Annotated in this window: 18 protein-coding genes and 2 tRNA genes; 10 read left to right on the top strand and 10 right to left on the bottom strand. The window is 61.2% G+C overall.

All coding sequences use genetic code 11. The annotated features are described in order from the left end of the window. Positions 1-9: 9 nt before the first annotated feature. Complete coding sequence (locus NA645_RS00225) at positions 10-2,091, bottom strand: alpha-amylase (protein WP_256046940.1); 2,082 nt, start codon at positions 2,089-2,091, stop codon at positions 10-12. Positions 2,092-2,341: 250 nt separating this feature from the next. Here NA645_RS00225 and malE point away from each other — a divergent pair, with 250 nt between their 5' ends. From malE to NA645_RS00200, 5 genes are all read left to right on the top strand, one after another. Then, the gene (gene malE / locus NA645_RS00220) at positions 2,342-3,529 is read left to right on the top strand and encodes a maltose/maltodextrin ABC transporter substrate-binding protein MalE (RefSeq protein ID WP_256046939.1); all 1,188 of its coding nucleotides are present in this window, start codon (positions 2,342-2,344) and stop codon (positions 3,527-3,529) included. Between the two features lie 63 nt (positions 3,530-3,592). Then, positions 3,593-5,155 (top strand): maltose ABC transporter permease MalF, encoded by a 1,563-nt coding sequence (gene malF, locus NA645_RS00215; RefSeq protein WP_256046938.1) that lies wholly within the window; start codon positions 3,593-3,595, stop codon positions 5,153-5,155. Between the two features lie 193 nt (positions 5,156-5,348). Continuing rightward, positions 5,349-6,239, top strand: coding sequence for a maltose ABC transporter permease MalG (gene malG, locus NA645_RS00210; RefSeq protein WP_256046937.1), 891 nt, complete (start codon positions 5,349-5,351; stop codon positions 6,237-6,239). 50 nt (positions 6,240-6,289) lie between these two features. Beyond that, positions 6,290-9,034: an HTH-type transcriptional regulator MalT gene (gene malT / locus NA645_RS00205; protein WP_256046936.1), complete on the top strand. Its 2,745-nt coding sequence runs from the start codon at positions 6,290-6,292 to the stop codon at positions 9,032-9,034. 78 nt (positions 9,035-9,112) lie between these two features. Further along, the gene (locus NA645_RS00200) at positions 9,113-9,661 is read left to right on the top strand and encodes a sugar O-acetyltransferase (RefSeq protein ID WP_256046934.1); all 549 of its coding nucleotides are present in this window, start codon (positions 9,113-9,115) and stop codon (positions 9,659-9,661) included. Between the two features lie 41 nt (positions 9,662-9,702). On the opposite strand, the gene NA645_RS00195 is transcribed toward NA645_RS00200, so the two are convergent. After that, positions 9,703-10,983 carry a hypothetical protein gene (locus tag NA645_RS00195; protein WP_256046933.1) on the bottom strand — a complete coding sequence of 427 codons (1,281 nt, stop codon included), beginning with the start codon at positions 10,981-10,983 and terminating at the stop codon, positions 9,703-9,705. 339 nt (positions 10,984-11,322) lie between these two features. Between NA645_RS00195 and NA645_RS00190 the strand changes: the two genes are divergently transcribed. Both NA645_RS00190 and malK read left to right on the top strand, forming a co-directional pair. Continuing rightward, entirely contained in the window at positions 11,323-12,942 is a 1,620-nt protein-coding gene (locus NA645_RS00190) for an alpha-glucosidase (RefSeq protein ID WP_256046932.1), read from the top strand. A 94-nt stretch (positions 12,943-13,036) separates the two neighbouring features. Continuing rightward, the gene (gene malK, locus NA645_RS00185; protein ID WP_256046931.1) at positions 13,037-14,152 is read left to right on the top strand and encodes a maltose/maltodextrin ABC transporter ATP-binding protein MalK; all 1,116 of its coding nucleotides are present in this window, start codon (positions 13,037-13,039) and stop codon (positions 14,150-14,152) included. Between the two features lie 63 nt (positions 14,153-14,215). Here malK and sugE read toward each other — a convergent pair whose 3' ends face one another. From sugE to rdgC, 3 genes are all read right to left on the bottom strand, one after another. Beyond that, on the bottom strand, positions 14,216-14,530 hold the full coding sequence (gene sugE / locus NA645_RS00180) for a quaternary ammonium compound efflux SMR transporter SugE (protein WP_131650348.1): 315 nt from the start codon (positions 14,528-14,530) through the stop codon (positions 14,216-14,218). Positions 14,531-14,665: 135 nt separating this feature from the next. Continuing rightward, a complete protein-coding gene (locus tag NA645_RS00175; protein WP_256046930.1) occupies positions 14,666-15,619 on the bottom strand; it encodes a bile acid:sodium symporter family protein in 954 nt (317 codons plus the stop codon). A gap of 327 nt (positions 15,620-15,946) precedes the next feature. Beyond that, positions 15,947-16,867 (bottom strand): recombination-associated protein RdgC, encoded by a 921-nt coding sequence (rdgC, locus tag NA645_RS00170; protein WP_197445696.1) that lies wholly within the window; start codon positions 16,865-16,867, stop codon positions 15,947-15,949. Positions 16,868-17,105: 238 nt separating this feature from the next. Between rdgC and NA645_RS00165 the strand changes: the two genes are divergently transcribed. From NA645_RS00165 to NA645_RS00155, 3 genes are all read left to right on the top strand, one after another. Next, positions 17,106-17,181, top strand: a tRNA-Val gene (locus NA645_RS00165). A gap of 13 nt (positions 17,182-17,194) precedes the next feature. Continuing rightward, positions 17,195-17,271, top strand: a tRNA-Asp gene (locus NA645_RS00160). A gap of 340 nt (positions 17,272-17,611) precedes the next feature. Next, positions 17,612-18,367 (top strand): FKBP-type peptidyl-prolyl cis-trans isomerase, encoded by a 756-nt coding sequence (locus NA645_RS00155; protein ID WP_256046929.1) that lies wholly within the window; start codon positions 17,612-17,614, stop codon positions 18,365-18,367. Between the two features lie 274 nt (positions 18,368-18,641). Here NA645_RS00155 and rimO read toward each other — a convergent pair whose 3' ends face one another. From rimO to NA645_RS00130, 5 genes are all read right to left on the bottom strand, one after another. After that, a complete protein-coding gene (gene rimO / locus NA645_RS00150) occupies positions 18,642-19,964 on the bottom strand; it encodes a 30S ribosomal protein S12 methylthiotransferase RimO (RefSeq protein ID WP_256046928.1) in 1,323 nt (440 codons plus the stop codon). 123 nt (positions 19,965-20,087) lie between these two features. Further along, on the bottom strand, positions 20,088-21,689 hold the full coding sequence (locus tag NA645_RS00145; protein ID WP_256046927.1) for a sensor domain-containing diguanylate cyclase: 1,602 nt from the start codon (positions 21,687-21,689) through the stop codon (positions 20,088-20,090). Between the two features lie 126 nt (positions 21,690-21,815). Then, positions 21,816-22,886 (bottom strand): acyltransferase family protein, encoded by a 1,071-nt coding sequence (locus NA645_RS00140; RefSeq protein ID WP_256046926.1) that lies wholly within the window; start codon positions 22,884-22,886, stop codon positions 21,816-21,818. A gap of 47 nt (positions 22,887-22,933) precedes the next feature. Further along, positions 22,934-23,932: a glycosyltransferase gene (locus NA645_RS00135; RefSeq protein ID WP_256046925.1), complete on the bottom strand. Its 999-nt coding sequence runs from the start codon at positions 23,930-23,932 to the stop codon at positions 22,934-22,936. 102 nt (positions 23,933-24,034) lie between these two features. Next, positions 24,035-24,259 (bottom strand): hypothetical protein, encoded by a 225-nt coding sequence (locus NA645_RS00130; RefSeq protein ID WP_256046924.1) that lies wholly within the window; start codon positions 24,257-24,259, stop codon positions 24,035-24,037. Between the last annotated feature and the right edge of the window lie 10 nt (positions 24,260-24,269).

Here is a 24,269-nt window from a genome sequence, read left to right as displayed (position 1 = left end):
CGAACCAGGTCAGCGGCCGACCGAGGCCCCGGCCTGCACCACGACTACGCGGTCTTCACCCAGCGTCCGCGAAAACGCATAAGGCTCGGTGGACAGCCGCTCGTGCCGCCCGGCGCCGATAGCCGGATGCCGTGCGCGGAACTGGCCGAGCACGCGCCAATGGCTAAGCAGTTCGTTGATCTCCGGCTGCGATTGCTGCACCCAGTTCATCGACGAGCGCGTACCCTGGAAGGGGTCGGAGCCAGTCGGGCCAAACGGCCTGGCCGTCTCGTCGCCATAGAAGATCTGCACCGCGCCGGGTGCCAGCAACAAGGCGTTGGCCAAACCGCGCTGCTTGCCCAGGCTCTCACCGGTTTGCTGGAAAAATAGGGCCGTGTCGTGCGACGAGGCGTAGCTCATGAAGTTGTGCTCGGGATGCTCGGCCAACAGCCGGGCGTAATCGGCGTAGGTCGGCTCGGCCTTGGCCAGGCATTCGCTGGCCGCCGGTGCCGCTTCGGTTTGGAAGGCGAAGTTGATCAGCGCATCGAAGCCGTTGTCGCGGTACAGGCTGGTCTGCGGCCCGTGGCCGAACACCTCGCCGACCATCCAGAACGGCGTGCCGGCGAAGGGGTCGTCCGGGTTCGCGACTGACCAGTCGGCGCGGGCACGATCGGCGGCTTTGCGCAGCTCGGCCCAAGCGCCGGGCTCGACATGCTTCACCGTGTCGGCACGAAAGCCGTCGATACCATATTCACGCACCCAGTCCGTGAGCCATTCGATCAGGTAGTCGCGCACTCGGTAGTCTTCGCGGGCCACTGCGCCGGTCGGCTGCTTGTGCTGCATGAAGACTGGCAAGTCGACGGGCTGATCGCTCTCGGTCTTGAAGTCGGGCAAAAAGCTCAGCGAGCCCTTGACCGCATCGACCACGGCGCTCGGCGGCTGGTCGTAATCGCTAAGGCCTGCACGCACCCAATCCTTTCCCCACCAACGGACCCAGTCCGGGTGCTGGTAGTCGACCAGGTTGTGGTAGGCGTGCAGGTTCTCGTAAGGCTCGGGCTGCCAGTCAGTCCAGCGTTCGGGCAGGTACTGCGCCATGCCGTCACGCAGCCCGCCGAAGCCGAAGGTTTGCATGTCCGCCAAAGTCGAATAGCCGGGGTGGTTCATCACCACGTCGAACAGGATGCGGATGCCGCGCGCGTGGGCCTCGGCCATCAGCTCGCGCAGGTCGGCCTCGCTGCCCATGTTGGCGTCCAGTTCGGTGAAATCGAGCGCGTAGTAACCGTGGTAGCCGTAGTGGCGGAAGTCGCCCTTGTCGCCGCCGCCGACCCAGCCGTGGATCTGTTCGTAGGGCGCGGTGATCCAGACGGCACTGACGCCCAGCTCCGCGAGATAGTCCAGCTTGCCGGTCAAGCCTTTCAGGTCGCCACCATGGAAGGTGCCGATCTCTTCTTTGCCGTCGGGCTGGCGCCCGTAGCTGTTGTCGTTGGACGGGTCACCATTGGCGAAGCGGTCGGTGACGACGAAATAGACGGTCGCGTTGCGCCAGTCATGGGCGGCGTTTGCCGGGGCGTTGACGGCTTCCAACAAGAGCAGGCCGTCGCTGCCGGCTGCGGGCGTCAGCGTAACGCGCCCGTCTCGAACCTGGGCCGTCTGACCGCTGTAGGCGTCGCGCACGTGCTCGCCTTCTGCAAAGACTTCACCGACGCTGACCGTTATCGGCCCGCCGCTCCAGACCGGACAGGTAATGGCAGGCTCCGACGGTTCGGCCTCTTTGATTGGCAGCAGGCGCAGGCTGGCATCTTCGCCAAGCTCGGCGATCAGGCGATAACGGCCGGCTGCTGGAACGTTGAAGCGAAACGCGCTGTCTTTGCCCAGCGCCTGTTTGCGGAAGAGCGCCAATGGCAGTGTCTTGCCGGCGCCGGGTGTGCCCAGCTCAAGCTCGCCGGCGGGTAATGCCAGCTCGGCGCTGTAGCGTTCCGGCTGCATTTCGCTCCAACGCAGGTGAAGCGGTTCGTCGTCGATGCGGGCGGTGAGGGTCGGCTCGGCCAGCACAAGCTGAACGGGTAGGGCGAGGCCAAAGGCTAGATGACAAACAGACGTCCGGCGGTGCATGGTATCGATCCGTTTTGTTGTTTTCGAAGCATTTAACACCCTGCTGTCAGCAAAGTGCAGGCGTAACGCGAGCTTTTGCAGGCGGATTTTTTTGCCATATCACCCACTCATCTACGCCCCGTCTCTACGCCCTCGCTGACTACGCTGGGGAGGATGTGCGGCCGAGGAGGCTGGTCGAGTATTCAGGGACTGCAAATGCCCAAGGGCTGCAGATGTGGGATCAACAATAAGAAGCCACGAGGAACAAAGTATGAGCAAGACGCTGTGGGGTATGGCCGCAATCGGCCTGGCGGCAACCTTCAGTCTCCCATTGCCGGCCATGGCGGCGATCGAAGAAGGCAAGCTGGTCATCTGGATCAACGGTGACAAAGGCTACAAAGGGCTGGAGAAAGTCGGCGAGAAGTTCACCGCCGAAACCGGCATTCCGGTCGAAGTAGCGCATCCGGACAGCGCCACCGACAAGTTTCAGCAGGCCGCCGCGACCGGCAACGGCCCTGACATCTTCATCTGGGCGCACGACCGCATCGGTGAGTGGGCCAAGAGCGGCTTGATCACCAAGATCACGCCGAGCGAAGAGACCAAGGGCGAGATCGCCGATTTCGCCTGGAATGCGGTGAGCTACGACAGCGCGCTGTGGGGCTATCCGATCTCGGTGGAAACCATCGGCCTGATCTACAACAAGGCGATGGTCGCTACCGCGCCGAAGAGCTTCGACGAAGTCTTCGCGCTCAACGAAAAGCTCGCTGCCGACGGCAAGCGCGCCATCCTCTGGGACTACAACAACACCTACTTCACCTGGCCGCTGCTGGCTGCCAACGGCGGCTACGTGTTCGAGAAGACCGACGGCGGCGTCAATGTCAAATCCACCGGCGTCAACAGTGCCGGCGCCAAGCAGGGCGCCCAGGTACTCAGCGATCTGGTCGAGAAGGGTGTGATGCCCAAGGGCGCTGACTATAGCGTCGCCGAAGCGGCCTTCAACAAGGGCGACTCGGCAATGATGATCAGCGGCCCCTGGGCCTGGAGCAACATCGAGAAGAGCGGCATCGACTTCGGTGTGGCGCCGATCCCGGCGATCAATGGCGAGCCCGGCAAGCCCTTCGTCGGCGTCACTGCCGCGACGCTCAATGCGGCCAGCCCGAACAAGGATCTGGCGGTCGAGTTCCTAGAGAACTACCTGCTCGATGTCGAAGGCCTGAAGACCGTCAACGCCGACGTGCCGCTGGGCGCGGTGGCGAACCAGGCGTACATGCAGGAACTGTCGTCCAATCCGCACATCAAGGCCACCTTCGAGAATGCGCAAATGGGCGAGCCCATGCCGAACGTTCCGGAAATGGGCATCTTCTGGTCGTCCATGGCGGCCGCGCTGACCAACATCACTTCGGGCCGGCAGACTGTCGACGCCGCCCTGGACGATGCCGCCAAGCGCATCACCCGATGAAACCGTCACCGGCCGCCCTGTCGCGGCCGGTGATCTATTCTCAGGTTAGAAAGGTTCCCCGCTGTGAATGCCCTCGCTGAGTTGCCTGGCCCTGCCATGAATATCCGTTCCAAGACGCTTCATCCCACGCTGCGGGCCGGGGTGCGCTGGCTGGTCTGGCTCACCTTCAATGCCTTCGCGCTGTATCTGGTCGTGGCGCTCTATGCCCAGCAGCAATTGGCATTCGCGATGCTCGGCCTGGTTGTTACCGGGCTGGCCAGCTATGTGTTCATCAATCGGCGTGCCTACGCCCACCGCTACATCTACCCGGCGGTGGCGGGCATGCTGGTGTTTGTCATCTTTCCGTTGCTGTACACGGTGGGCATCGGCTTCACCAACTACAGCGGCAGCAACCTGCTGAGCCAGAAACAGGTGCAGCAGTACCATCTGAGCCAGACCTACCTCGCTGGCGAGCGCTACCGGTTCAGCCTGCACGCGAGCCCGGACGGTGAGCGTCTGCGCGTCGACAAGGGTGAGCAGGGTGTGTTCGTCAGCGAGCCGCTGACGGGCGAGCCGAACGCCGAAGAACCGCTGGCCATGCGGCGGGCCGAGGATGTCGCCGACCTTGGTCAGGCACTACCCCTGCGTGACGTCATCCAGCGCCGTGACGAGTTGCAGCAGTGGGTGATGCGCGGCCCGGACGGCCATCTGCTGCGCCTTTATGGCCTACGTGAAGTGGCGGCGGTGGAGCCGCTCTACCGCGAGGGCGAAGACGGCGTGCTGATCAACAACAAGAGCGGCGAGCGCCTGACGCCGGACCTGGACATCGGCTTTTACGTCGACAGCGCCGGCAAGGCGCTGGCGCCGGGCTTCACCGTGTTTGCCGGCTTCGACAACTTCGCCAAAGTGCTGACCGACCCGAGCATCCGCCAGCCGTTCCTGCAGATCTTCGTCTGGACGGTGTGCTTCGCCGCGCTGACGGTGGTCTTCACGCTGGCTGTCGGGCTGGTGCTGGCGAACCTGCTGCAGTGGGATCTGGTGCGTGGCAAGCCGTTCTACCGGGTCATGCTGATCCTGCCGTACGCGGTGCCGGCATTCATCTCGATCCTGGTGTTCCGCGGGCTGTTCAATCAGAACTTCGGTGAGATCAACCTGCTGCTCGACAGCCTGTTCGGCATGCGTCCGGACTGGTTCAGCGACCCGACCCTGGCGCGCAGCATGATTCTGATCGTCAACACCTGGCTCGGTTATCCCTACATGCTGCTGCTGTGCATGGGCCTGTTGCAGGCGATCCCGCGCGACCTTTACGAAGCCTCGGCGATGGACGGCGCGACGCCGCTGGACAACTTGCTGAAGATTACGCTGCCGCTGTTGATCAAGCCGCTGGCACCGCTGCTGATCGCCAGCTTCGCCTTCAACTTCAACAACTTCGTGCTGATCACGCTGCTCACCCGCGGCGGGCCGGACATCCTCGGCGCGACCACGCCGGCCGGGACCACCGATCTGCTGGTCAGCTACACCTACCGCATCGCCTTCCAGGATTCCGGACAGAACTTCGCCCTGGCCGCCGCCATCGCCACGCTGATCTTCATCGTGGTCGGCGCCATGGCCTGGCTGAACCTGAAACTCTCGAAAGTGAAAGTATGAACGTTCGTAAAAACACTCTCGCCTACTGCGGCTGCCTCCATGTGTCCGCTGCTGACGTTGCGCCACGCAAAAAACGGCGTCATTTGGAATCGCCAAACTCCCCCGTTTTTTGCGTAACGCGCCTTGCCGCGAACTCGTTGAGACAACCTCGCGACGGCGCTCGCAGTTTTCGCAAACTTTAAGGAGACCGGACATGGCCATGGTTCAACCGAAATCCGTCAAGTACCGCCTCTGGCTGACGCACGCCGCGCTGCTCGGCTTCATCGCGCTGATCGTGTTCCCGCTGCTGATGGTGGTGTCGATCTCCTTCCGTGAAGGTAACTTCGCCACCGGCAGCCTGTTCCCGGACAATCCGACGCTCGAACATTGGTCGCTGGCTCTCGGCATCCCTTATACCCACGCGGACGGCTCGGTGACCAACCCGCCGTTCCCGGTGCTGTTGTGGCTGTGGAATTCGGTGAAGATCGCGCTGATCAGCTCGGTGCTGATCCTCATGCTCTCGACCACCAGCGCCTACGCCTTTGCGCGCATGCGCTTCGGCGGCAAGGCGCCGATCCTCAAGGGTATGCTGATTTTCCAGATGTTCCCGCCGGTGCTGTCGCTGGTGGCCATTTATGCGTTGTTCGATCAGCTCGGCCAGCACGTCAGCTGGCTCGGGGTGAATAGCCACGGCGCGGTGATCGTCGCTTCGCTGGGCGGCATGGCGCTGCACATCTGGACCATCAAGGGTTACTTCGAAAGCATCGATGGCTCGCTGGAAGAGGCGGCCATCGTGGATGGCGCGACGACCTGGCAGGCGTTCTTCCATATCCTTCTGCCTATGAGCGTGCCGATTCTCGCGGTGGTGTTCATCCTCTCGTTCATCACCAGCGTGACCGAATACCCGATCGCCTCGGTGCTGCTGATGGATGTGGACAAGCTGACCCTGGCCGTTGGTGCGCAGCAGTATCTGTATCCGCAGAACTACCTATGGGGCGACTTCGCCGCAGCGGCCGTGCTGTCCGGGCTGCCGATCACTGCAGTATTCCTTTATTGCCAGAAGTGGATCGTTGGTGGGCTGACGGCAGGCGGAGTGAAGGGTTAGGATCCGTTCCGTTTAAGCGCGCAACAGTGAACGGAATCGAGGGAGACGATATGAATGCCGCAACGCCTGCACCGCTGCCGCTGATACCTGCGAAAATGAAGATGCCGCCGATGCCGCGCGGGCTGCTGGCGCGGCCAAGATTGGACGAATGGTTGCAGCGCCTGGGCGAGGTGCGTCTGGCGGTGTTGCAGGCGCCCAGCGGGTTCGGCAAAACCACCCTGGCCTGTCAGTGGGCGGGCAGCTTCGATGGACGCGTCGCCTGGCTGCAGCTGCACCCCGGCGACAACGATCCGCTGCAGCTCGGCCGTTATCTGCTGCACGTGTTCGATGCGCAGCTGGAACACGGCTGCCCGCGCAGCCTGCTGTTGGCCGAGCAGGGCAGGGAAGTCTTCGACACCCTGCTCACGCACCTACTGGCGGAACTCCCTGGCGAGCATGAACCGCTGCTGCTGGTACTGGATGACTTTGAGGTGCTGCACAACGCTGAAGTCATCGCGGCCCTGCGATTTTTCCTACGCAACATGCCGGCGTGGATAACGCTGCTGGTGTGCAGTCGCGGCCTGCCCGAACTGGGGGTGGCGGACTTGCGCGTCAAGCATCAGCTGCTCACGGTGGATACCCAGCATCTCGCGTTCGAGACCGACGAGGTGCAAGCGCTCCTCGGGTTGGGCTTGCCGGTGACGGTCAATCGCGAGCAGGTCGAGCGCCTCAATCGGCGTATCGGCGGCTGGCCTTGTGCGCTGCAGCTGGCCTTGCAGGAAGTGCAGACCGGGCGCGGCATGGACCTGTTTCTGGAGAACCTGCAGCTCGGGCATCCCTACATTCGTGACTACATGCGCGAGCAGGTAATGGACCGGCTGAGCGCATCGACGCTGGATTTTCTCCAGGCCACCTGCCTGCTAGACCGCTTCAACGCCTCCCTGGCCAATCACCTGACCCAGAACAGCAACGCCCGCGACATGCTCGAACAGCTGGATCGCGGTGGCCTGTTCCTGTTGCCGCAGGACGGCCTGCGCCAGTGGTATGCCTACCATCCGCTGTTCGCGACCTTCCTCCAGGGCGAGCTGCGCACCCATCAGCCGCAGCGCCTGTCGGAGCTGCATTTGCGTGCCGCCGAAGCCTTGATGGCCGAAAGCTTGCCGGAAGAGGCGGCGCGCCATGCGGTGCAGGCCGGTTGCCCCGTGCGGGTCGGCGAGGTGCTGGAGCGCCATGGCCGACAGTTCTATCGCCTGGGACGCTTGGAGCTGCTTCAGCAGTGCCTGGAAACCCTGCCGGAGCAGGTCATCGCCGGCTCGCCGCTGTTCACGTTGCTGCAAGCCTGGGTGTCGCAGAATTCCTATCAGTTCGATCAGGTCGAGCGCTGGTTCAAGGCCAGCGAGCAGGCGTTGCAACACAGCTGCTCGGACGAGGACTGGGCGCGCATCGTTGGTGAGTTCAATGCCGTGCGCGCGCAGGTGGCGATGAACCGTGGCGACGAACAACAGGCCATCGCCCTGGCCCGCGAAGCGCTGGCGTGCGAGCCGTTGATCATGCGCACGTCCAAGGTGGCGGCGCTGTCGGGCCTGGCCGAGGCACATTTCGTCCAGGGCCTGCTGCCCCAGGCGCAGAAGCAGTACGAAGAGGCCGAGCGCCGCGCGCGGGAGATTCGTGCCTCGCATCTGGTGGTGTGGAATCTCGGTCAGCTCTCGGAAATCGCCATCGCCCAAGGCTATCTGCAGAAGGCCTATTCGCTGCAGGAGCGGGCGATCCAGTACGTCGAGCAGGCCGAGCTGCAAGCCACGCCGATTATGGAATTCATCTACCGCGTGCGCGGTCAGGTGCTGCTCGAATGGCATCACCTGGACGCGGCGGAGCAGTGTGCGCTGCAGGGTATTCAGATTCTTGAGGACGTCGGCGATCGTTGGCTCATGCAGTGTTATGCGCTGCTGGCCGGCGTCGCTCATGCACGCGGCCAGCAGAGCGCGTGCGCCGATTACATCAGCAAGATCCAGAGCATGCTCGCCAACGACAACTACCACGTCGACTGGCTGGCCAACGCGCACGCGGTGATGCTCAGCTACTGGGATTCGACCCAGGACAAGACCGCCATCCAGCAATGGCTGCTCACCGCGCCGGCGTTGCAGCGTGGGCTCAATCACTTCGCCCAGTACAACGGCCGTAACCATGCGCGCGCCCATCTGTCGCTGAAACAGCCGGACAAGGCGCTGCCGATCCTGCGCCAGTTGCAGATCGATGCCGAACAGCACGGCCTGATCATGGATCTGAACCGTAATCACATCCTGCTGGCCCAGCTGCACTGGCTGCGCGAGGAACGCCAGCAGGCGCTGGATCATCTGCAGCAGGCGTTGACGCTGGCCAGCAGCACCGGCGCTATTGGTAGCTTCCTGCGCATCGGCAAGCTGATCATCGCCATGCTCAAGGCGTTGCAACATGAGCGCGCGCTGGACGAACTGGAAGCCCAGCGCGCCGACCGGCTGATCCAGCTGGCGCAACAGCAGCGTGATTTCAGCCGGGCGATCCGCATCACCCTCGACGAGGCGGTGATTCAGGACATCATCAACCGCCCGGACGTGCCCGAGCTGATCCGCCATTCGCCGCTGACCCGCCGCGAATGGCAAGTGCTCAGCCTGATCCACGCCGGCCAGTCCAACGAGCAGATCGCCGAACATCTCAACGTGGCGCCGACCACCATCAAGACGCATATCCGCAGCCTTTACCAGAAGCTCAACATCAACCATCGCAACGAGGCCGTGCAGCTGGCGCGCAGCCTGTTGAGCAAGATCCAGGGCGAGTAGCGCCGGCATCGTTGCGAGCGATCACGCATCCGTCCGGTCCAAGGGCGGGTGCGGTTTTCCCATCCCTGGAGCCAGACCATGTCCATGAGCGAAAAACAGAAGATGCTGGCCGGCGAGCTGTATCAGCCGGGCGACGCCGAGCTGCAGGCCGACCAGGCCGCGGCCAAGGCTTGGATGGTGCGTTACAACGCCGCGCTCGGCGAAACCGCCGCAGTGCGTCGGGCCATGCTGGGCGAGTTGTTTGGCAGCGTCGGCGAAGGCACGGTGATACGGCCGCCGTTTCACTGCGATTACGGCTACAACATCCGCCTGGGCGAAGGCGTATTCCTGAATTTCAACTGCGTGATTCTCGATGTGGTCGAGGTGCGAGTCGGTGCCGGCACGCAGATCGGGCCGGCCGTACAAATCTACGCTGCGGACCATCCGCGCGGTGCCGAGGAGCGCCGAAGCGGCTTGGAATATGGGCGTCCGGTGATCATCGGTGAAAACGTGTGGATCGGCGGCGGCGCGATCATCCTGCCGGGCGTGACCATCGGCGATGGTGCCTTGATCGGCGCAGGAAGTGTGGTGACTCGAGATGTAGCGGTAGGAGCGACGGTGGTCGGTAACCCAGCACGCAGTCGCTAAGGGGAGGGCAACCGGCCACATGGGCCGGCTGCCGATATCGCTTACTGCTGGGTCACGATGGCCATGTTGCCCGAGCCCATTTGCGACACCATTGCGCTGTTACCCATGCCGCTCTGATCGAGAATCGCCTGGTTGGCGGTGCCGCCTTGCAACACCTGAGCCAGATGACCTTCGCCGGTCTGCATCAGGCTGACCTCGTTGTCGGAGCCGTAGATCTGCTGGATATCGGCCACATTGAGATCGCCGTCCTGCAGCACGTCCACGCGGTTGTTATCGCCATAGCTCGAACCGGTCAGCTCGTTGCCATTGCCGCGTTGCTCAGCGGTGAGCAGGTTGTCTGAACCGTCCTGAGCGAAGTCGATCAGGTGATCCGAGCCTTGCTGAGTGAGGTAGGCCTCGTTGTACTGGCCGGTTTGCTGCAGCGAAGCGGTCTGGAAGTTGCCGTCGAGCTGGTCGATGGTGACGTAGTTGTTTTCGCCGGTCTGCTCGGTGCTGGCGTTGTTGCTTTCGCCTGCCTGGAAAATGTCGGCGCTGTTCGATGTACCGTCCTGGTAGATCGAGGCAGTTTGCAGCGAGCCGCTCTGGTCGATGTAAGCCTCGTTCATCAGCCCTTGCGATTGAACGCTGGCGCTATGTTCCGAGCCTTCCTGCATCACCGATGCGGTCTGCAGATCGCCTTGTTGGACGACCTCAGCGCTGGAGTCGAAGGCATTCACCTGATAGACGGTCGCGTCGTTGCCGTCGCCTTGCTGCTCGACGAAGCCGTCGTTGCGTGCGCCGCCTTCCTGCCATACCAGCGAAACGTTGTCGTTACCGATCTGCAGCTGCTCGGACAGGCTCGATTCGGTGTTGCTCTGGATGGTTTCGGCGAAGTTGTCGTTACCGTCCTGCTCGGTCACGGCAGTGCTCAGGTTGGCGGAGGTCTGCTCAGTGATTGCGGTGTTAAAGCTGCCTTCCTGGTACTGACGCGCGCTGGCACCAAAGGTGTCGGTCTGGACGATGCTCGCGTCGTGGTTGTCGCCGTTCTGCAACTGAACCGCTTCGCTCTGCTCCGTCGAGTTCTGCACGATGTCGGCGGAGTTCAGATCGCCCGTCTGGGTCTGGACGGCATCCGACATCATCGCCTGGTCCTGGGTGACCGTTCCGTCATTGTTCGCGCCGATCTGCGATTGATAGGACAGGTTGTCCTGGCCGCCAGTCTGGGCCACTTCCGCGATGTTGTCGGCACCCGACTGGTTTTGCTCTGCGCTGTTTTCGTCGGCATAAGCCTGGGTGGCGAGGATTGCGATGATGGCGGCTGCGAGGGGCTTGCACTTGAACATTTCGTCTCTCCATGGGGTTGGGGATGCGTGTCGCTCCTGGCTGGTGCGGCGGCGCAGGGGAGTGCTGGGCGCGGCAGCTACTACGGGGTCAGTCCTGGAACTGCACTGATCCTATAAGCCGCTCGTGACAGATAAGTGTCGATTCGCTTGTTTGTCGACGGTTTTATGACGAAATATTCGGGTCGCTGATTCGATGGTCGTGACCGGCACTACGCCCCCTTTACGGAGCCTCTCTACGCCGGGTTCATACGCCTCGACAATCGACGCGCGGGAGGATGTTGCGGTGGTTTGACGCACCTAGAGTGGCGGCGTGTTCCCCAAGCATCCAAGGTTGGTTGTATGAATCGCAATGACTGGTGGCGCGGCGGCGTCATTTATCAGGTTTACCCGCGCAGCTTTTTCGACAGCAATGGCGATGGGGTCGGCGATCTGCTGGGTGTGGTCGAGAAGATCGACTACATCGCCAGCCTCAACGTCGATGCTATCTGGCTCTCTCCATTCTTCACTTCGCCCATGAAGGATTTTGGCTATGACGTGTCCGACTACCGCGGCGTGGATCCGCTGTTCGGTACGTTGGAAGACTTCAAGCAGGTCATTGACGTCGCCCATTCGCGCGGCATTCGTATCCTGATCGATCAGGTGCTCAATCATTCCTCGGACCAGCACGCCTGGTTCAAGGAAAGCCGCTCCAGCCGCGACAATCCCAAGGCCGACTGGTACGTCTGGGCCGACGCGAAGGACGACGGCACGGTGCCCAACAACTGGCTGTCGGTGTTCGGCGGTCCGGCTTGGACCTGGGACAGCCGGCGCAAGCAGTACTACTTGCACAACTTCCTCTCCAGCCAGCCGGATCTCAACTTCCACTGCGAAGAAGTCCAGCAGCAGCTGCTCGATGATATGGAGTTCTGGCTGAAGCTAGGCGTCGACGGCTTCCGTCTGGACGCGGCGAATTTCTATTTCCATGACCGCGAGTTGCGCGACAACCCGCCGAACCATGACATTCGCGAGGGCAGCATCGGCGTGCGGCTCGATAATCCCTACGCGTTCCAAAAGCATGTGTACGACAAGACTCAGCCGGAAAACCTGGGCTTCCTGCGCCGCATTCGGCAATTGCTCGATCGTTATCCAGGCAGCGCCACCGTGGCCGAAATCGGTTGCGATCATTCCCTGAGCACCATGGCGGCCTATACCGGCGGAGGCGACGCCCTGCACATGGCTTATTCTTTCGATCTGCTCACCGAACAGTGCAGTCCGGGTTTTCTGCGGCACACCATCGATTGTGTCGAGCGCGAGCTGGTCGACGGCTGGCCGTGCTGGTCGATCGGCAACCACGATGTGGTGCGGGTGATGAGCCGCTGGGCACTGGCGAGCCAGCCGGATCATGCGCGCGGGCGGATGTTCATGGCGATGCTGCTGTCGATGCGTGGCAGCGTGTGCCTGTATCAGGGCGAGGAGCTGGGCCTGGACGAAGCCGAGCTGCAATTCGAGCAGTTGGTCGATCCTTATGGCATCCGCTTCTGGCCCGAATTCAAGGGACGCGACGGTTGCCGCACGCCGATGCCCTGGCACGATCAGGACCAGCACGGTGGCTTCAGCCGCGAGCAGCCCTGGTTGCCGCTGGCCGACAAACACCTGCCGCTGTCGGTGGCCGCCCAGGAACCTGACTCGAACTCCATGCTCAACATCTACCGTCGCTTCCTCGCCTGGCGCCAGGATCAGCGCTTGCTGATCGAAGGCAGTATGCGCACCATCCACCACGACGATGCGCTGCTGGTCTACGAGCGCCGTCTGGATGAAGAAGTCTGGGTCTGCCTGTTCAACATGGGCGACAGTGCGCGGCACTTCGATCTGTCGGCACCGGTCGAAGGGCTGGATGTGCCCTCGGCGACGGCCGTTTTCGAAAGCCACTGCGTACACTTGCCAGCGCATGGATTCGGATTCGCGCGCCGGCTCGGATGAGTCGACCGGTAGGGACGAGGCGCTTGCTTCGTTTCGACCGGCCTGCCGCTCGCCGCGATTCGTCGCGGCGGCTGTTTGAAGGAGAACAACAAGAATGGCCAGCGTAACCCTGCGCAATATCTGCAAGAGCTATGAAGACGTCCCCATCACCTGCGGTATCGATCTGGATATCGCCGATGGCGAATTCGTGGTGTTCGTCGGCCCGTCCGGCTGTGGCAAGTCGACGCTGCTGCGGCTGATCGCCGGCCTCGAGGACATCACCGACGGCGAGCTGCAGATCGACGGCGAGCGGGTCAACGAACTGCCGCCGATGGATCGCTCCGTGGGGATGGTATTTCAGTCCTATGCGCTCTATCCGCATATGAATGTCGCCGAAAACATGGCATTCGGCTTGAAACTGGCGAAGATCGACAAAGCCGAGATAAAACAACGCGTGGATTCGGTGGCAAAGATTCTGCAACTCGACAAACTGCTCGACCGCAAGCCAAAAGATCTGTCCGGTGGGCAGCGCCAACGGGTTGCCATCGGGCGCACCATGGTCCGCGAACCCAAGGTGTTTTTGTTCGACGAGCCGCTGTCGAATCTCGATGCCTTCCTCCGCGTGCAGATGCGCATCGAAATCTCGCGCCTGCATCAGCGTCTCAAGGCGACGATGATCTACGTGACCCACGATCAGGTCGAAGCCATGACGTTGGCCGACAAGATCGTCGTGCTCAACGCCGGGCGTATCGCTCAGGTCGGGCCACCGCTGGAGCTGTATCACTATCCGAAAAACCAGTTCGTCGCCGGCTTCATCGGCTCGCCACAGATGAATTTCCTGCCCGTGCGCGTATTGCGTGCGGACGCCGAGTCGGTAGAGGTGACGATGCCGGGTGGCAGCGCCTTGCGGGTGCCGGTGGATGGCACGCTGATCAACCCAGGCGATGCGTTGACGCTCGGCGTTCGGCCCGAGCATTTCGTCGATGCCGAACAAGCGGATTTTGTCTTCAACGGCGAGATTGCAGTGGCCGAGCGACTCGGCGATCACAACCTGCTGCACCTGAACTTCGAAGGCGTGGATGACATGGTTGCGGTAGCCAGCGATGGCAATCGTCGCGTTGCCGTCGGCCAGCCTTATGCCACTGGGCTATTGGCTAACAAATGTCACCTATTCCGCGCCGATGGTGCGGCCTGCGCGAGGCACTACCGCGAGCCAGCGCTGCACGGCTGACGAGCGAGGCAGCAGGCGTTCGGCCGGCTGCCTCGGTGTCTAACGGGCGTGAAAAAAGGTCTGTTAATGGCTGAGTTTCAAGCCCAGCAAGCCGGTACAGATCAGCAGTACGCTGCCCAGGCGAACCAAACTCATCGACTCGCCGAACAGGATGATGCCGGCAATTACGGTGCCAACCGCGCCTACGCCGGTCCAGATGGCGTAGGCCGTACCAAGCGGCAATTCCTTCATCGCCAGACCCAGCAATCCAAGGCTGATCAGCATCGCGGCGACCGTAAGCACGGTGGGAAGCGGACGGGTAAACCCATCGGTGTACTTCAGGCCAACGGCCCAGCCAATCTCGAACAGACCGGCGAGAAACAGAATGATCCAGGACATGTGCACCTCTACGGGACGGTGATGTGGGTGGGGCCGTCCCCGATGCGTCTGTGCAGCCTGAGGTCGTCCTCAGCAGGCGCTATTGTGCACAAGGAAATGGCCCGGGCAAGCGGCCCGGACCAATGGGGCGTGCGATTAGCTGGCTTGCTGCTCCTGATCCTTCATCCGGCGGTAGACAGTTGCGAGCAGCGCGCCGGAGAGGTTATGCCAGACGCTGAACAGCGCGCTGGGTACCGCCGCCAGGGGCGAAAAGTGCGCGCTGGCCAAGGCCGCACCGAGGCCAGAGTTCTGCATGCCGACTTCGATCGAAAGTGTTTTGCGCTGCGCCAGCGGCAGGCCGAAGAGGCGTCCGACAAAGTAGCCGAGGCTAAGCCCCAGACCGTTGTGCAGCATCACCACCGCCATGATCAGCAAGCCCGACTCCGCAATCTTGGCCTGGCTCGCCGCAACCACGGCGGCGACGATGATCACGATGCTGACCACCGAAACCAGCGGCAGTACTTCGATCACATGGTGTACACGGTTACCCAGCAGGCGGCGTGCGATCAGGCCAAGAGCGATTGGTAGCAGCACGATCTGGACGATGGACATGAACAGAGCGCCGAAGTTGACCGGCAGCCAAGCTGAGGCGAGCAGCCAGATCAACGCGGGCGTTACCAGCGGGGCGAGCAGCGTGGTGACAGCGGTGATCGCCACCGATAGCGCCACATCACCGCGAGAGAACCAGGCGATCACGTTGGACGCGGTACCGCCCGGGCAGCAGCCCACCAGAATCACCCCGACGGCGATCTCGGCCGGCAACCCCAGCAACTTGCAGAGCAGCCAGGCCAAGGCCGGCATGATCAGAAACTGCGCCCCGACACCCAACGCCACCCAAAGCGGGCGGCGCGCGACTTCCGCGAAATCGGTCGCTTTCAACGTAAGGCCCATGCCGAACATGACCAGTCCCAGCAACGGGACGATCCAAGCGGTGGCGGGTAGAAACCAGCTGGGCAGGAAGAAGGCGAGAACGGCGAACAGCAGGACCCAGAGGGCGAAGGTATTGCCGACAAAGCGGCTGAGGGCGGCGAGGGCGGCGAGGGCACGCATTGGGCTTATCTTGTAATTATTGAGAGTACGCCGTCAGTCAGGCCGACGGCGCTAGGGTCTGTTGCCGTTTCGCTGCAAGCCGCGTTGCTGCGCCAAATGACGCCAGGCAAGACGCGGGACGCAGGTAATGGTCGTTCCCTTGCCAAGTCCCGCAACGCCGCATGGCATCATTTGCCGCGCAACCCGGAGGGACGGGCCGGTTTTAGCGCGATACGGCGTTTCTCGTCGCTTATTTGGAATGACCAAACTGCGCGACTCGTGCCTTGTCTCGCGCTAAAACCGGATCCGTCGCGGCCGCGGCGAAATGGCAACAGACCCTAGGGCAGTTTAGATGCCCTGCGGGATCTCCTCACCACCCAGGGCCTCGAACAGCGCGGGTAGGAATTCGCCGAAGGTCAGCATCATCAGCAGGAAGCTGGCGTCCTGTTGGCCGAGATCGTCGTCACCGCCGTCCTGTTCGGCCTGATCCTGCAGCAGCTCTTCGAAGCGTAGACGCTTGATCACCAGCTTGTCGTCGAGCACGAAGGACAGCTTGTCCTGCCAGCCCAGCGAAAGCTGAGTGACCTGCTTGCCGACTTCCAGATGCTGCTGGATTTCGTCGCTGGTCAGATCCTGGCGTTTGCAGCGCACCACGCCACCATCCTCGTGCGTATCGCGCAGCTCGCATTCGTCGAGCACGAAAAAGTCATCGGCAGCTTTCTGGGTTTTCACCCATTCGGTCATGGTCGCCGAAGGAGCGATCTTGACGGTCAACGGACGCACCGGCAGCGAGCCGATGGCTTCGCGTAGGGTAGAGAGCAAGTCCTCGGCGCGCTTGGGACTGGATGAATCGACCAGAATCAGGCCCTGCTGCGGGGCGATGGCGGCGAAGGTACCGGACTTGCGGATGAAGGCGCGCGGCAGAAAGGACTGGATGATGTCGTCTTTGAGCTGATCGCGTTCTTTCTTGTAGACCTTGCGCATCTGCTCGTTTTCGATCTCGTCGACCTTTTCCTTCAGTGCGTCCTTGACCACGCTGCCAGGCAGGATGCGCTCTTCCTTGCGTGTGGAGATCAGCAAAAAGCCCTGGCTGGCGTGCACCAGAGGCGCATCTTCGCCCTTACCGAGGGGCGCGACGAAACCATAGGTGCTCAGCTCCTGGCTGGCACAGGGGCGGGCGGGCTTGGCGGCCAATGCAGCTTCAAGTGTCTCGACATCGAAAGGGACGTTTTGGGTGAGACGGTAGACGAGTAGGTTGCGAAACCACATGGCGATTTGGAACTCCGGTAAAAGCAAAGCGCGCATTATTCCCCTCCCGGGAACGCAGGCCAACCCTGCCGCACGGCATTGCCGATGGAAACCACAAAAAGTGGCAATAAACAGAGGCTTTGCTAAGTCTTTGTAAGTTCATCAATTTTTTTTGCAAAAGGGGCTTGCCAAGGTTCGGAACCCTCTCTAGAATGCGCCCCACTTCGAGAGCAAACGCAAACAAGCGAGTGCACTGAAAGGGTGATTAGCTCAGCTGGGAGAGCATCTGCCTTACAAGCAGAGGGTCGGCGGTTCGATCCCGTCATCACCCACCACTCGAGGTTTAGCGCAGCGGTAGTTCAGTCGGTTAGAATACCGGCCTGTCACGCCGGGGGTCGCGGGTTCGAGTCCCGTCCGCTGCGCCATATTCGTTATCAGGGACCACTGAACGCCTTGATAGCACGAGAAAAAGCGACCTTAGGGTCGCTTTTTTTTTGCCTTCGATTCGCGAAACCACCTGTCGACCGACATTCGCCAAGCCCAGGCGTTTGTAGGGTGGGCCGGCGGCGTTCCGCTTCAGCCCACCAGCGGAGCGCGGTAAAAAGAGAGCTCCACGCTCTGTTCGCGCGTTTCGTGCGGCACTTCCTTTCTTTGCGCTGTCTTTACTCTTTACATCGGTACGCTCGGTAGCCACTGTCGGGGGCGACTGTTAAGCTCCGGCAATTGATTTCGCCTCACCCTTTCAAGCGCATTTAAGGAAACAGAATGAGACATCATCGTTTGGCGTCTGCGATAGCCCTGGTTGGCCTGGTCCTGACGGGCTGTGATTCGGAAACCAGCGCCAAGCTGGAAACTCCGGCGCAGAAGGCGTCCTACGGCATTGGCCTGAACATGGGCAAGAGCCTGGCGCAGGAAGGGATGGATGATCTCGACTCGGTCGCTGTTGCGCAGGGCATCGACGATGCCCTGACCAAGCAGGAGCAGAAGCTGACCGACGAGGAGCTGATGGAGGCCTTTGCCTATCTGCAGACACGTGCCGAAGAGCGCATGGTCAAAATGAACGAAGAGGCGGTTGCAGCCGGGAAAAAATTCCTTGAAGAGAACGCCAAGCGTGAAGGCGTGAAGACCACCGAATCCGGCCTGCAATATGAGGTGATCAAGGAAGCCGATGGCCCTCAGCCTGGTCCGAATGACGTCGTCACCGTTCATTACGAAGGCAGCCTGACCGACGGCACCGTTTTCGATAGCTCGATCAAGCGTGGTTCTCCGATCGACCTGCCCGTTGGTGGTGTGATTCCGGGTTGGGTCGAAGGGCTGCAACTGATGCATGTAGGCGAGAAGTACAAGCTGTACATCCCGAGCGAGCTGGCGTACGGCGAGCAAAGCCCGAGCCCGCTGATCCCGGCCAACTCGGTGCTGGTCTTCGATCTTGAGCTGCTAGGCATCAAAGGCGACGAAACTGAAGAGGCCCCTGCCGCCGAAGTCGAGCCCGAGGCTGCCGAAGAGGCCGCTGCACAGTAAGGCTTTCGCTGTATCGAAGCCCTGTCCGTCAGGTTGTAATCCTGGCGGACTAGAGGCAAGCAGAACGATGCCCGTATCACTCGATACGGGCTTTTCGTTTATGGGTACATCTGGCGAGGGAGCCTACACGTAGCTCCCAAGACATAAAAACAAACGCCCCGATGCAGTTAAGCAGTCGGGGCGTTTTCCTTTAGCCGGCTCGGCTCAATCGTGGCAGTTCGCTCTGGTTGGCGGGCACCTCTGGCAGATGCCTGCTAAGGCGCCGTTTACTCGCTTAGATCGTCTCAGCCCATAGATCGTACTCGTCGGCATTGGTCACGCGGACCCAGACCTTGTCGCCAGGCTGCAGTGGATGCTCGCTGTCGACGTAAACCATGCCATCGATTTCCGGAGCATCGGCGTAGGAGCGACCGATAGCGCCGTCTTCATCGACCTCGTCGATCAGTACTTCGATTTCCTGGCCGATCTTGCGCTCCAGACGAGCGGCGCTGATGGCTTGCTGATGGGCCATGAAGCGGTCCCAGCGATCCTGCTTGACCTCATCCGGTACCCGCTCGAGGTCCAGTTCCTCGGCCGGTGCGCCCTCGACCGGGGAATACTGGAAGCAACCGACGCGGTCCAGCTGCGCTTCGGTCAGCCAGTCGAGCAGGTACTGGAAGTCCTCCTCGGTCTCGCCTGGGAAGCCAACAATGAAGGTCGAGCGAATGGTCAGTTGCGGGCAGATCTCGCGCCACTTCTTGATGCGCGCCAGGGTCTTGTCCTCGAAGGCCGGGCGTTTCATGGCCTTGAGCACCTTTGGGCTGGCGTGCTGGAACGGGATATCCAGGTAGGGAAGCAGCTTGCCTTCGGCCATCAGGGGAATCACGTCATCGACATTCGGGTAGGGGTAGACGTAATGCAGACGTACCCACACCCCCATGCTCGACAGCGCCTGGCAGAGCTCCAGCATGCGCGTCTTGACCGGCTGGCCGTTCCAGAAATCGGTTTTATACTTTACGTCGACGCCATAAGCGCTGGTGTCCTGAGAGATCACTAGGATCTCCTTGACGCCAGCCTTGACCAGGCGCTCGGCTTCGCTGAGCACATCGCCCACCTGACGGCTGACCAGCTTGCCTCGCATGGAGGGGATGATGCAGAAGCTGCAGGTGTGGTTGCAGCCTTCGGATATCTTCAGATAGGCGTAGTGACGCGGCGTCAGCTTGATGCCCTGCGGCGGAACCAGATCGACGAAGGGGTCATGATCAATGTTGGGCGGCACCACTTCGTGCACGGCATTGACGACTTGCTCGTATTGCTGCGGACCGGTGACAGCCAGCACGCTGGGGTGCACATTGCGGATGTTGTCTTCAGCCACGCCCATGCAGCCGGTAACGATCACCTTGCCGTTCTCGGCGATGGCTTCACCGATTGCATCCAGCGATTCGGCCTTGGCGCTATCGATGAAGCCGCAGGTGTTGACCACCACCACGTCGGCGTCCTGATAGGTGGGTACGATCTGGTACCCCTCCATACGCAGCTGGGTCAGGATGCGTTCGGAGTCCACAGTGGCTTTAGGGCAGCCAAGTGAAACAAATCCAACGGTAGGCGCTTTGCTCATCGAGTAACCCTCAGGACACCAAGCGTAAAAAAGCGCGCGAGTATACAGCTATTTCTGCGGCTTTCGTTGCTCATCTGAGGCTCAGGCGCCAGGTGGCATTAGCATGATCGAGCCTGAATCGTTTCAACCGTCCCGGTTGAAATCCAAAGCTTGATCCCGATCCAGTTCGGCGACTTCCGAGCGATTGCGGCCGTGCTGCTTGGCCCGGTACAGCGCGCCGTCGGCCAGCTTGAGGACGCGCTCGATGTTATCGGCGTGTATGGGCCAGACGGCGATTCCGAGGGAAATGCTGATATGACCCAGCGGTGGGATCTGCTTTTGCTCGACGCAACGGCGCAAGCGTTCGGCAACCCGCAACGCCGATTCGACATTGGTGTTCGGCAACAACATCAGAAATTCTTCGCCACCACTTCGGCAAAGGGTATCGGCTTCCCGCGAGCACGCGGTCATCAATTGCGCTAGCTGACGAATGACCTGATCGCCAGCGTCATGACCGTAACTGTCGTTGATGCGTTTGAAGTGGTCGATGTCCAGGGCTACAACCGCGAATGAATGGCCTTCCGAACTTAGAGCCTCCAAGGCAAGGGTCAGTCCGCGGCGGTTGTGCAGACCGGTCAAGGGATCGGTCTGGGCATCGAGGTTGAGTTTGCCAATGCGTTGATGCATTAGGCTGATGCCCAACTGCATCGCCCGCTTGAGTTGTGCGGCCTCGAAATACCAGGAACGGATGCGCTGGATACGTTCCGCGCTGGTGGGAGCATCCATCCCGCCTGCGCTCTTGGCCAGTTGCCAGAGCGGACGCGAAATCAGCCCGGATAACCACCAGACGCCAACGAAGGTCAGCAGTGCGAGGGGGGCCGTTTGGCGCAAAACTTCAAGCATCAAATCGTCGAGCGGGTGTAGCGTCACCGCGGTCGGGCGTTGCGCGATGATGCCCCAGCGCGCGGTCGGCACCGCGGCAAAACCGGCCAGCATGTCTTGTCCCTGGCTGTTGATGACCCGCTGGCTACCCGACTCGCCGCTGACAACCCGGTCGATGACCGCATTTTCCCCGACGACAGTGCCGAGGCGTTTGGGGTCCGGGTGGTAGAGCAACCGCCGATTCTGGTCTATCGCGTACAGGTAGGAACCGTCCTGGTAAAAATGCTCACCGAGCATGCTGTTGAGAATGTTCGGCTCCTTGAGGCTGATGACACCGCCGATGTAGCCAAGGTACGTGCCGTCGTCATCGAGGATCGGTTGGGATATCGAGATCACGAGCGTCCCGAGCGCTGAAATGTAGGGGCTGCTGATCAGCGGTCGTCGCTCTCGAAGTGCTTCTTGCGCGCCGGGTGAACCCAGTTGGTACCCGATCAGCGGCTCGCTGTTGGGCGAAATCGCCCGCACCACACTTCGGACGTCGGTGACGACGACGGTGTTGAAGCTGTTCGTCTGCAACTGCAGTCGTTCGACCTCCCTGCGCAGCGTCTCATCATCGAACTGCTCTGCCAGGATGTCTGCGCTGTATCGGAGCTGCTGCTGCACCGAATCGAAGAAGGTTTCGGTGCCGACGGCCAGTTTGGCCGCGTAGGCCCGATTGGCCTCGAGGGTGCTGTCGATGAGCGATTCGCGCTGCACCTGATAACTCGCATAGAAGCTGATGCTCAGCGTAATCAGCCCGCTGAGAATCGCCAGCGTCACAATCAGCCGCCGCAGGTCTACGCGAAACAGTAGGGCAAAAGACATGAAATCTGATTGTCGATAAGCAGAAGGGAATCGCGATGCATGGTAGGGGGTTTAGCTATGGGCCTCCAGGCCCGTCGCAATTTTCTGCGGCAAATCGAACGGACGGTTCTATCGGGTAGGTAGAAATCAGGGGGCAGGGCTGAGGTCTATACGGGCGGCACGCTCGCGAGCCCCAGGCAGATAGCGTTTCAGCCGTAATGCCGGGGACTCGATCCAATGCCAGGACAACGCTGCGATGGCAATGCTTGCAAAGAGGCTGATCACCATGAATGCGCCCAGCGGCAACTGCGGGCTGAACCAGTGCATCAGCAACTGCTGGATCGGGAAGCTGAAAATGTAGATGCCGTAGGAGAAATCGCCATACCTGCCGAATCCGGACAATCGTGGAATCCGCAGGTGTGCCAGATAGATGGTCAAGTAAGGCAATGTCAGAACGTGGATGTACAGCCATAGCTCAGTTTTGGCACTGAGCAGCGAAAGCGCGAGCAGGCTCAGGGCGACCTTCCAGTTCCAGGGCAGATTTCTGCGATATAGGTACAGCGCCGAACCGAGGAAGAAGAACATCCCCAGCCGGGTGGACTTACGCAGAATGTCGCTGTCCAGCCCCAGGCCAGGTGCCAACTGGAAATGGATCAACATCAACATCGCCGGCACGGTCAGCACGGCGATTCGCCCGAATAACTTGAGCAGCCCCATCGCCAGCAATGAGGCGTACATCAGCACTTCGTAGGGCAACGTCCAGACCGATCCATTGACGGTGCCGGGAAAGGGGTTGTCGGTGAAGACGGCCGGCAGATGAAATTGCGTGATCAGGGCCATGTTGCCGAGGTAGCCCAGGGTCTGGCTATTGAGAAGGTATGCCTTCAGCGATAGCCCGGTCGCTAGTGGCCCGACGACGAACGCAGTGAGTAAGACCGATACGCACAACGCCGGAAAAATTCGCAGGGTGCGTTTGGCGGCGAAGTCCAGAACGCTGCGACTGTTCATCCATGAGGCGGCGATCAAAAAGCCGCTCATTACGAAGAACAGGTTCACGGCAATGTCGGCGGTATCCATCGATCCGGTGAACAGCCGTACCGGTTCGATATCGCCGGCTCCCGACAGCCAATAGCAATGGCCGATGACAACTGCCGAAGCGGCGAAGAATCGCAGGAAGTCGAAGTTGTTTGCGTCACGTTGTACTGATGTGACGTCCATGAACCATCCCTCGATGAGCTGGGCAGCGGGGAGCCGCCGGCGATTGGTCAACGCAATGGAAAGATCTTGCTCATACCCAGGGCACCGTTTTCGCCGTCATGGATGGCTTGCTCGATAAGCTTCAGGCGCTTACGGGTATTACGCAGCCGGGCGATCAAACGTAGCAGGGTGAGAAAGATCGCACGATTGAGGCGATGCAGCCGGGGAGAAGCGGCCCAGACGTTCTTGTCGAACCAGGCTTGATTGCGCGCGGCGTAGTAGGCGCGGAAATCCGAGTCGCCGAGCAGGAAGGTTTCGTAGATGTTGCGGGTGCGCGCCTTGATGTTCCAGGACTCTTCGAGCTCGTCGATCACGGCATCGGTAAAGAGGAACAGACGACCGCCGCCAGCTGTGATGCGTCGCGTGTATTCGGTGTCGTCGACATAAAGCACCAGTTCCTTCAGCGGCAAACCGATGCGTTGGTACAGGCTGCGATGCGCCAGCATACCGCCGTAGGGGGCGAATGGCAGGCTGATGCTCGCTGGCCGTTTGCCGGGCCGCTTGGCCCATGGCAGGCGGCGCCACAGCTTGTAGGGAAGCTGCGCGATGTGAAAACCGAAATAGCTGGAGCGCGGCTGAAGGATGTAGCGCGGCGGTACGCCTTGGGCAACGTCCGCCTGCTGCGTTGCGCGATAGCCCAGCACCGCGACTCGTTCCGGGCCTAGCAGGCCACCCAGGCGCGCCAGTTCGCGATGCAGGATCGTCACCGCTGCGGTGGTCGGAGCGTTGTCATCATCCATCATCCAGATGTAATCAGCCCCGCCTGCCAGAGCAGCTTCGAGCGCTACCGCATAGCCATTCGCCGAGCCCGTATTGTGCGGCAGCGGGATCAGTCGGACCTTTCCAGGCCAGCGCTCTGGCAGTTGTTCCAGCGGTGCGAGCGCGGCATTGCTCACGACGATCACTTCGTTGATTTCGACGAATGCCAGCGCGCGCTCGATCAGCTGTTGCAGGTAAGCCAGCCGATCGCCATAGGTCACGGTCACCACTGTGGTTTTGAGAGTCATGGGGTGTCTCGGCATGAATCGCGGAACGACTGTCGCGTCAACGGCGCAACGCCGTCGGTGAGGCGCTTGAAGCGCTGCAGTGAAAGTCTGTGGACCGGAGTTTCAGAGGTCGCTGGCGGTTTCGGTCATCTCGGTATCGGGCGGTACTGTGGCCAGATCGGCACCGATAATGTCGGTGTCCCGGTCTGCGATAAAGAATGCATGGAAGACGCTGATCAATCGGCTTCCACTGGGCATTCCTGGCAGCTCGGGCGCCTGGAATATTTCGGTATAGGAATAACCGTCGGCGTAAACCAGCGATTGCCTATTTTGGTCTGCACTGTCCATGGCACCTCCA

This window comes from Stutzerimonas stutzeri (assembly GCF_024448955.1).
Taxonomy (GTDB): domain Bacteria; phylum Pseudomonadota; class Gammaproteobacteria; order Pseudomonadales; family Pseudomonadaceae; genus Stutzerimonas; species Stutzerimonas stutzeri_AQ.
The sequence above is the reverse complement of the archived record's forward strand: the minus strand, read 5'-3'. Positions and strand labels throughout refer to the sequence as shown.

What these genes read in the sequence shown, in the direction of transcription:
- NA645_RS00225 (WP_256046940.1), bottom strand. Translation starts at nt 2,091, where the DNA reads ATGCACCGCCGGACGTCTGTTTGTCATCTAGCCTTTGGCCTCGCCCTA.
- malE (WP_256046939.1), top strand. Translation starts at nt 2,342, where the DNA reads ATGAGCAAGACGCTGTGGGGTATGGCCGCAATCGGCCTGGCGGCAACC.
- malG (WP_256046937.1), top strand. Translation starts at nt 5,349, where the DNA reads ATGGCCATGGTTCAACCGAAATCCGTCAAGTACCGCCTCTGGCTGACG.
- malT (WP_256046936.1), top strand. Translation starts at nt 6,290, where the DNA reads ATGAATGCCGCAACGCCTGCACCGCTGCCGCTGATACCTGCGAAAATG.
- NA645_RS00200 (WP_256046934.1), top strand. Translation starts at nt 9,113, where the DNA reads ATGTCCATGAGCGAAAAACAGAAGATGCTGGCCGGCGAGCTGTATCAG.
- NA645_RS00195 (WP_256046933.1), bottom strand. Translation starts at nt 10,983, where the DNA reads ATGTTCAAGTGCAAGCCCCTCGCAGCCGCCATCATCGCAATCCTCGCC.
- NA645_RS00190 (WP_256046932.1), top strand. Translation starts at nt 11,323, where the DNA reads ATGAATCGCAATGACTGGTGGCGCGGCGGCGTCATTTATCAGGTTTAC.
- malK (WP_256046931.1), top strand. Translation starts at nt 13,037, where the DNA reads ATGGCCAGCGTAACCCTGCGCAATATCTGCAAGAGCTATGAAGACGTC.
- sugE (WP_131650348.1), bottom strand. Translation starts at nt 14,530, where the DNA reads ATGTCCTGGATCATTCTGTTTCTCGCCGGTCTGTTCGAGATTGGCTGG.
- NA645_RS00175 (WP_256046930.1), bottom strand. Translation starts at nt 15,619, where the DNA reads ATGCGTGCCCTCGCCGCCCTCGCCGCCCTCAGCCGCTTTGTCGGCAAT.
- rdgC (WP_197445696.1), bottom strand. Translation starts at nt 16,867, where the DNA reads ATGTGGTTTCGCAACCTACTCGTCTACCGTCTCACCCAAAACGTCCCT.
- NA645_RS00155 (WP_256046929.1), top strand. Translation starts at nt 17,612, where the DNA reads ATGAGACATCATCGTTTGGCGTCTGCGATAGCCCTGGTTGGCCTGGTC.
- rimO (WP_256046928.1), bottom strand. Translation starts at nt 19,964, where the DNA reads ATGAGCAAAGCGCCTACCGTTGGATTTGTTTCACTTGGCTGCCCTAAA.
- NA645_RS00145 (WP_256046927.1), bottom strand. Translation starts at nt 21,689, where the DNA reads ATGTCTTTTGCCCTACTGTTTCGCGTAGACCTGCGGCGGCTGATTGTG.
- NA645_RS00140 (WP_256046926.1), bottom strand. Translation starts at nt 22,886, where the DNA reads ATGGACGTCACATCAGTACAACGTGACGCAAACAACTTCGACTTCCTG.
- NA645_RS00135 (WP_256046925.1), bottom strand. Translation starts at nt 23,932, where the DNA reads ATGACTCTCAAAACCACAGTGGTGACCGTGACCTATGGCGATCGGCTG.
- NA645_RS00130 (WP_256046924.1), bottom strand. Translation starts at nt 24,259, where the DNA reads ATGGACAGTGCAGACCAAAATAGGCAATCGCTGGTTTACGCCGACGGT.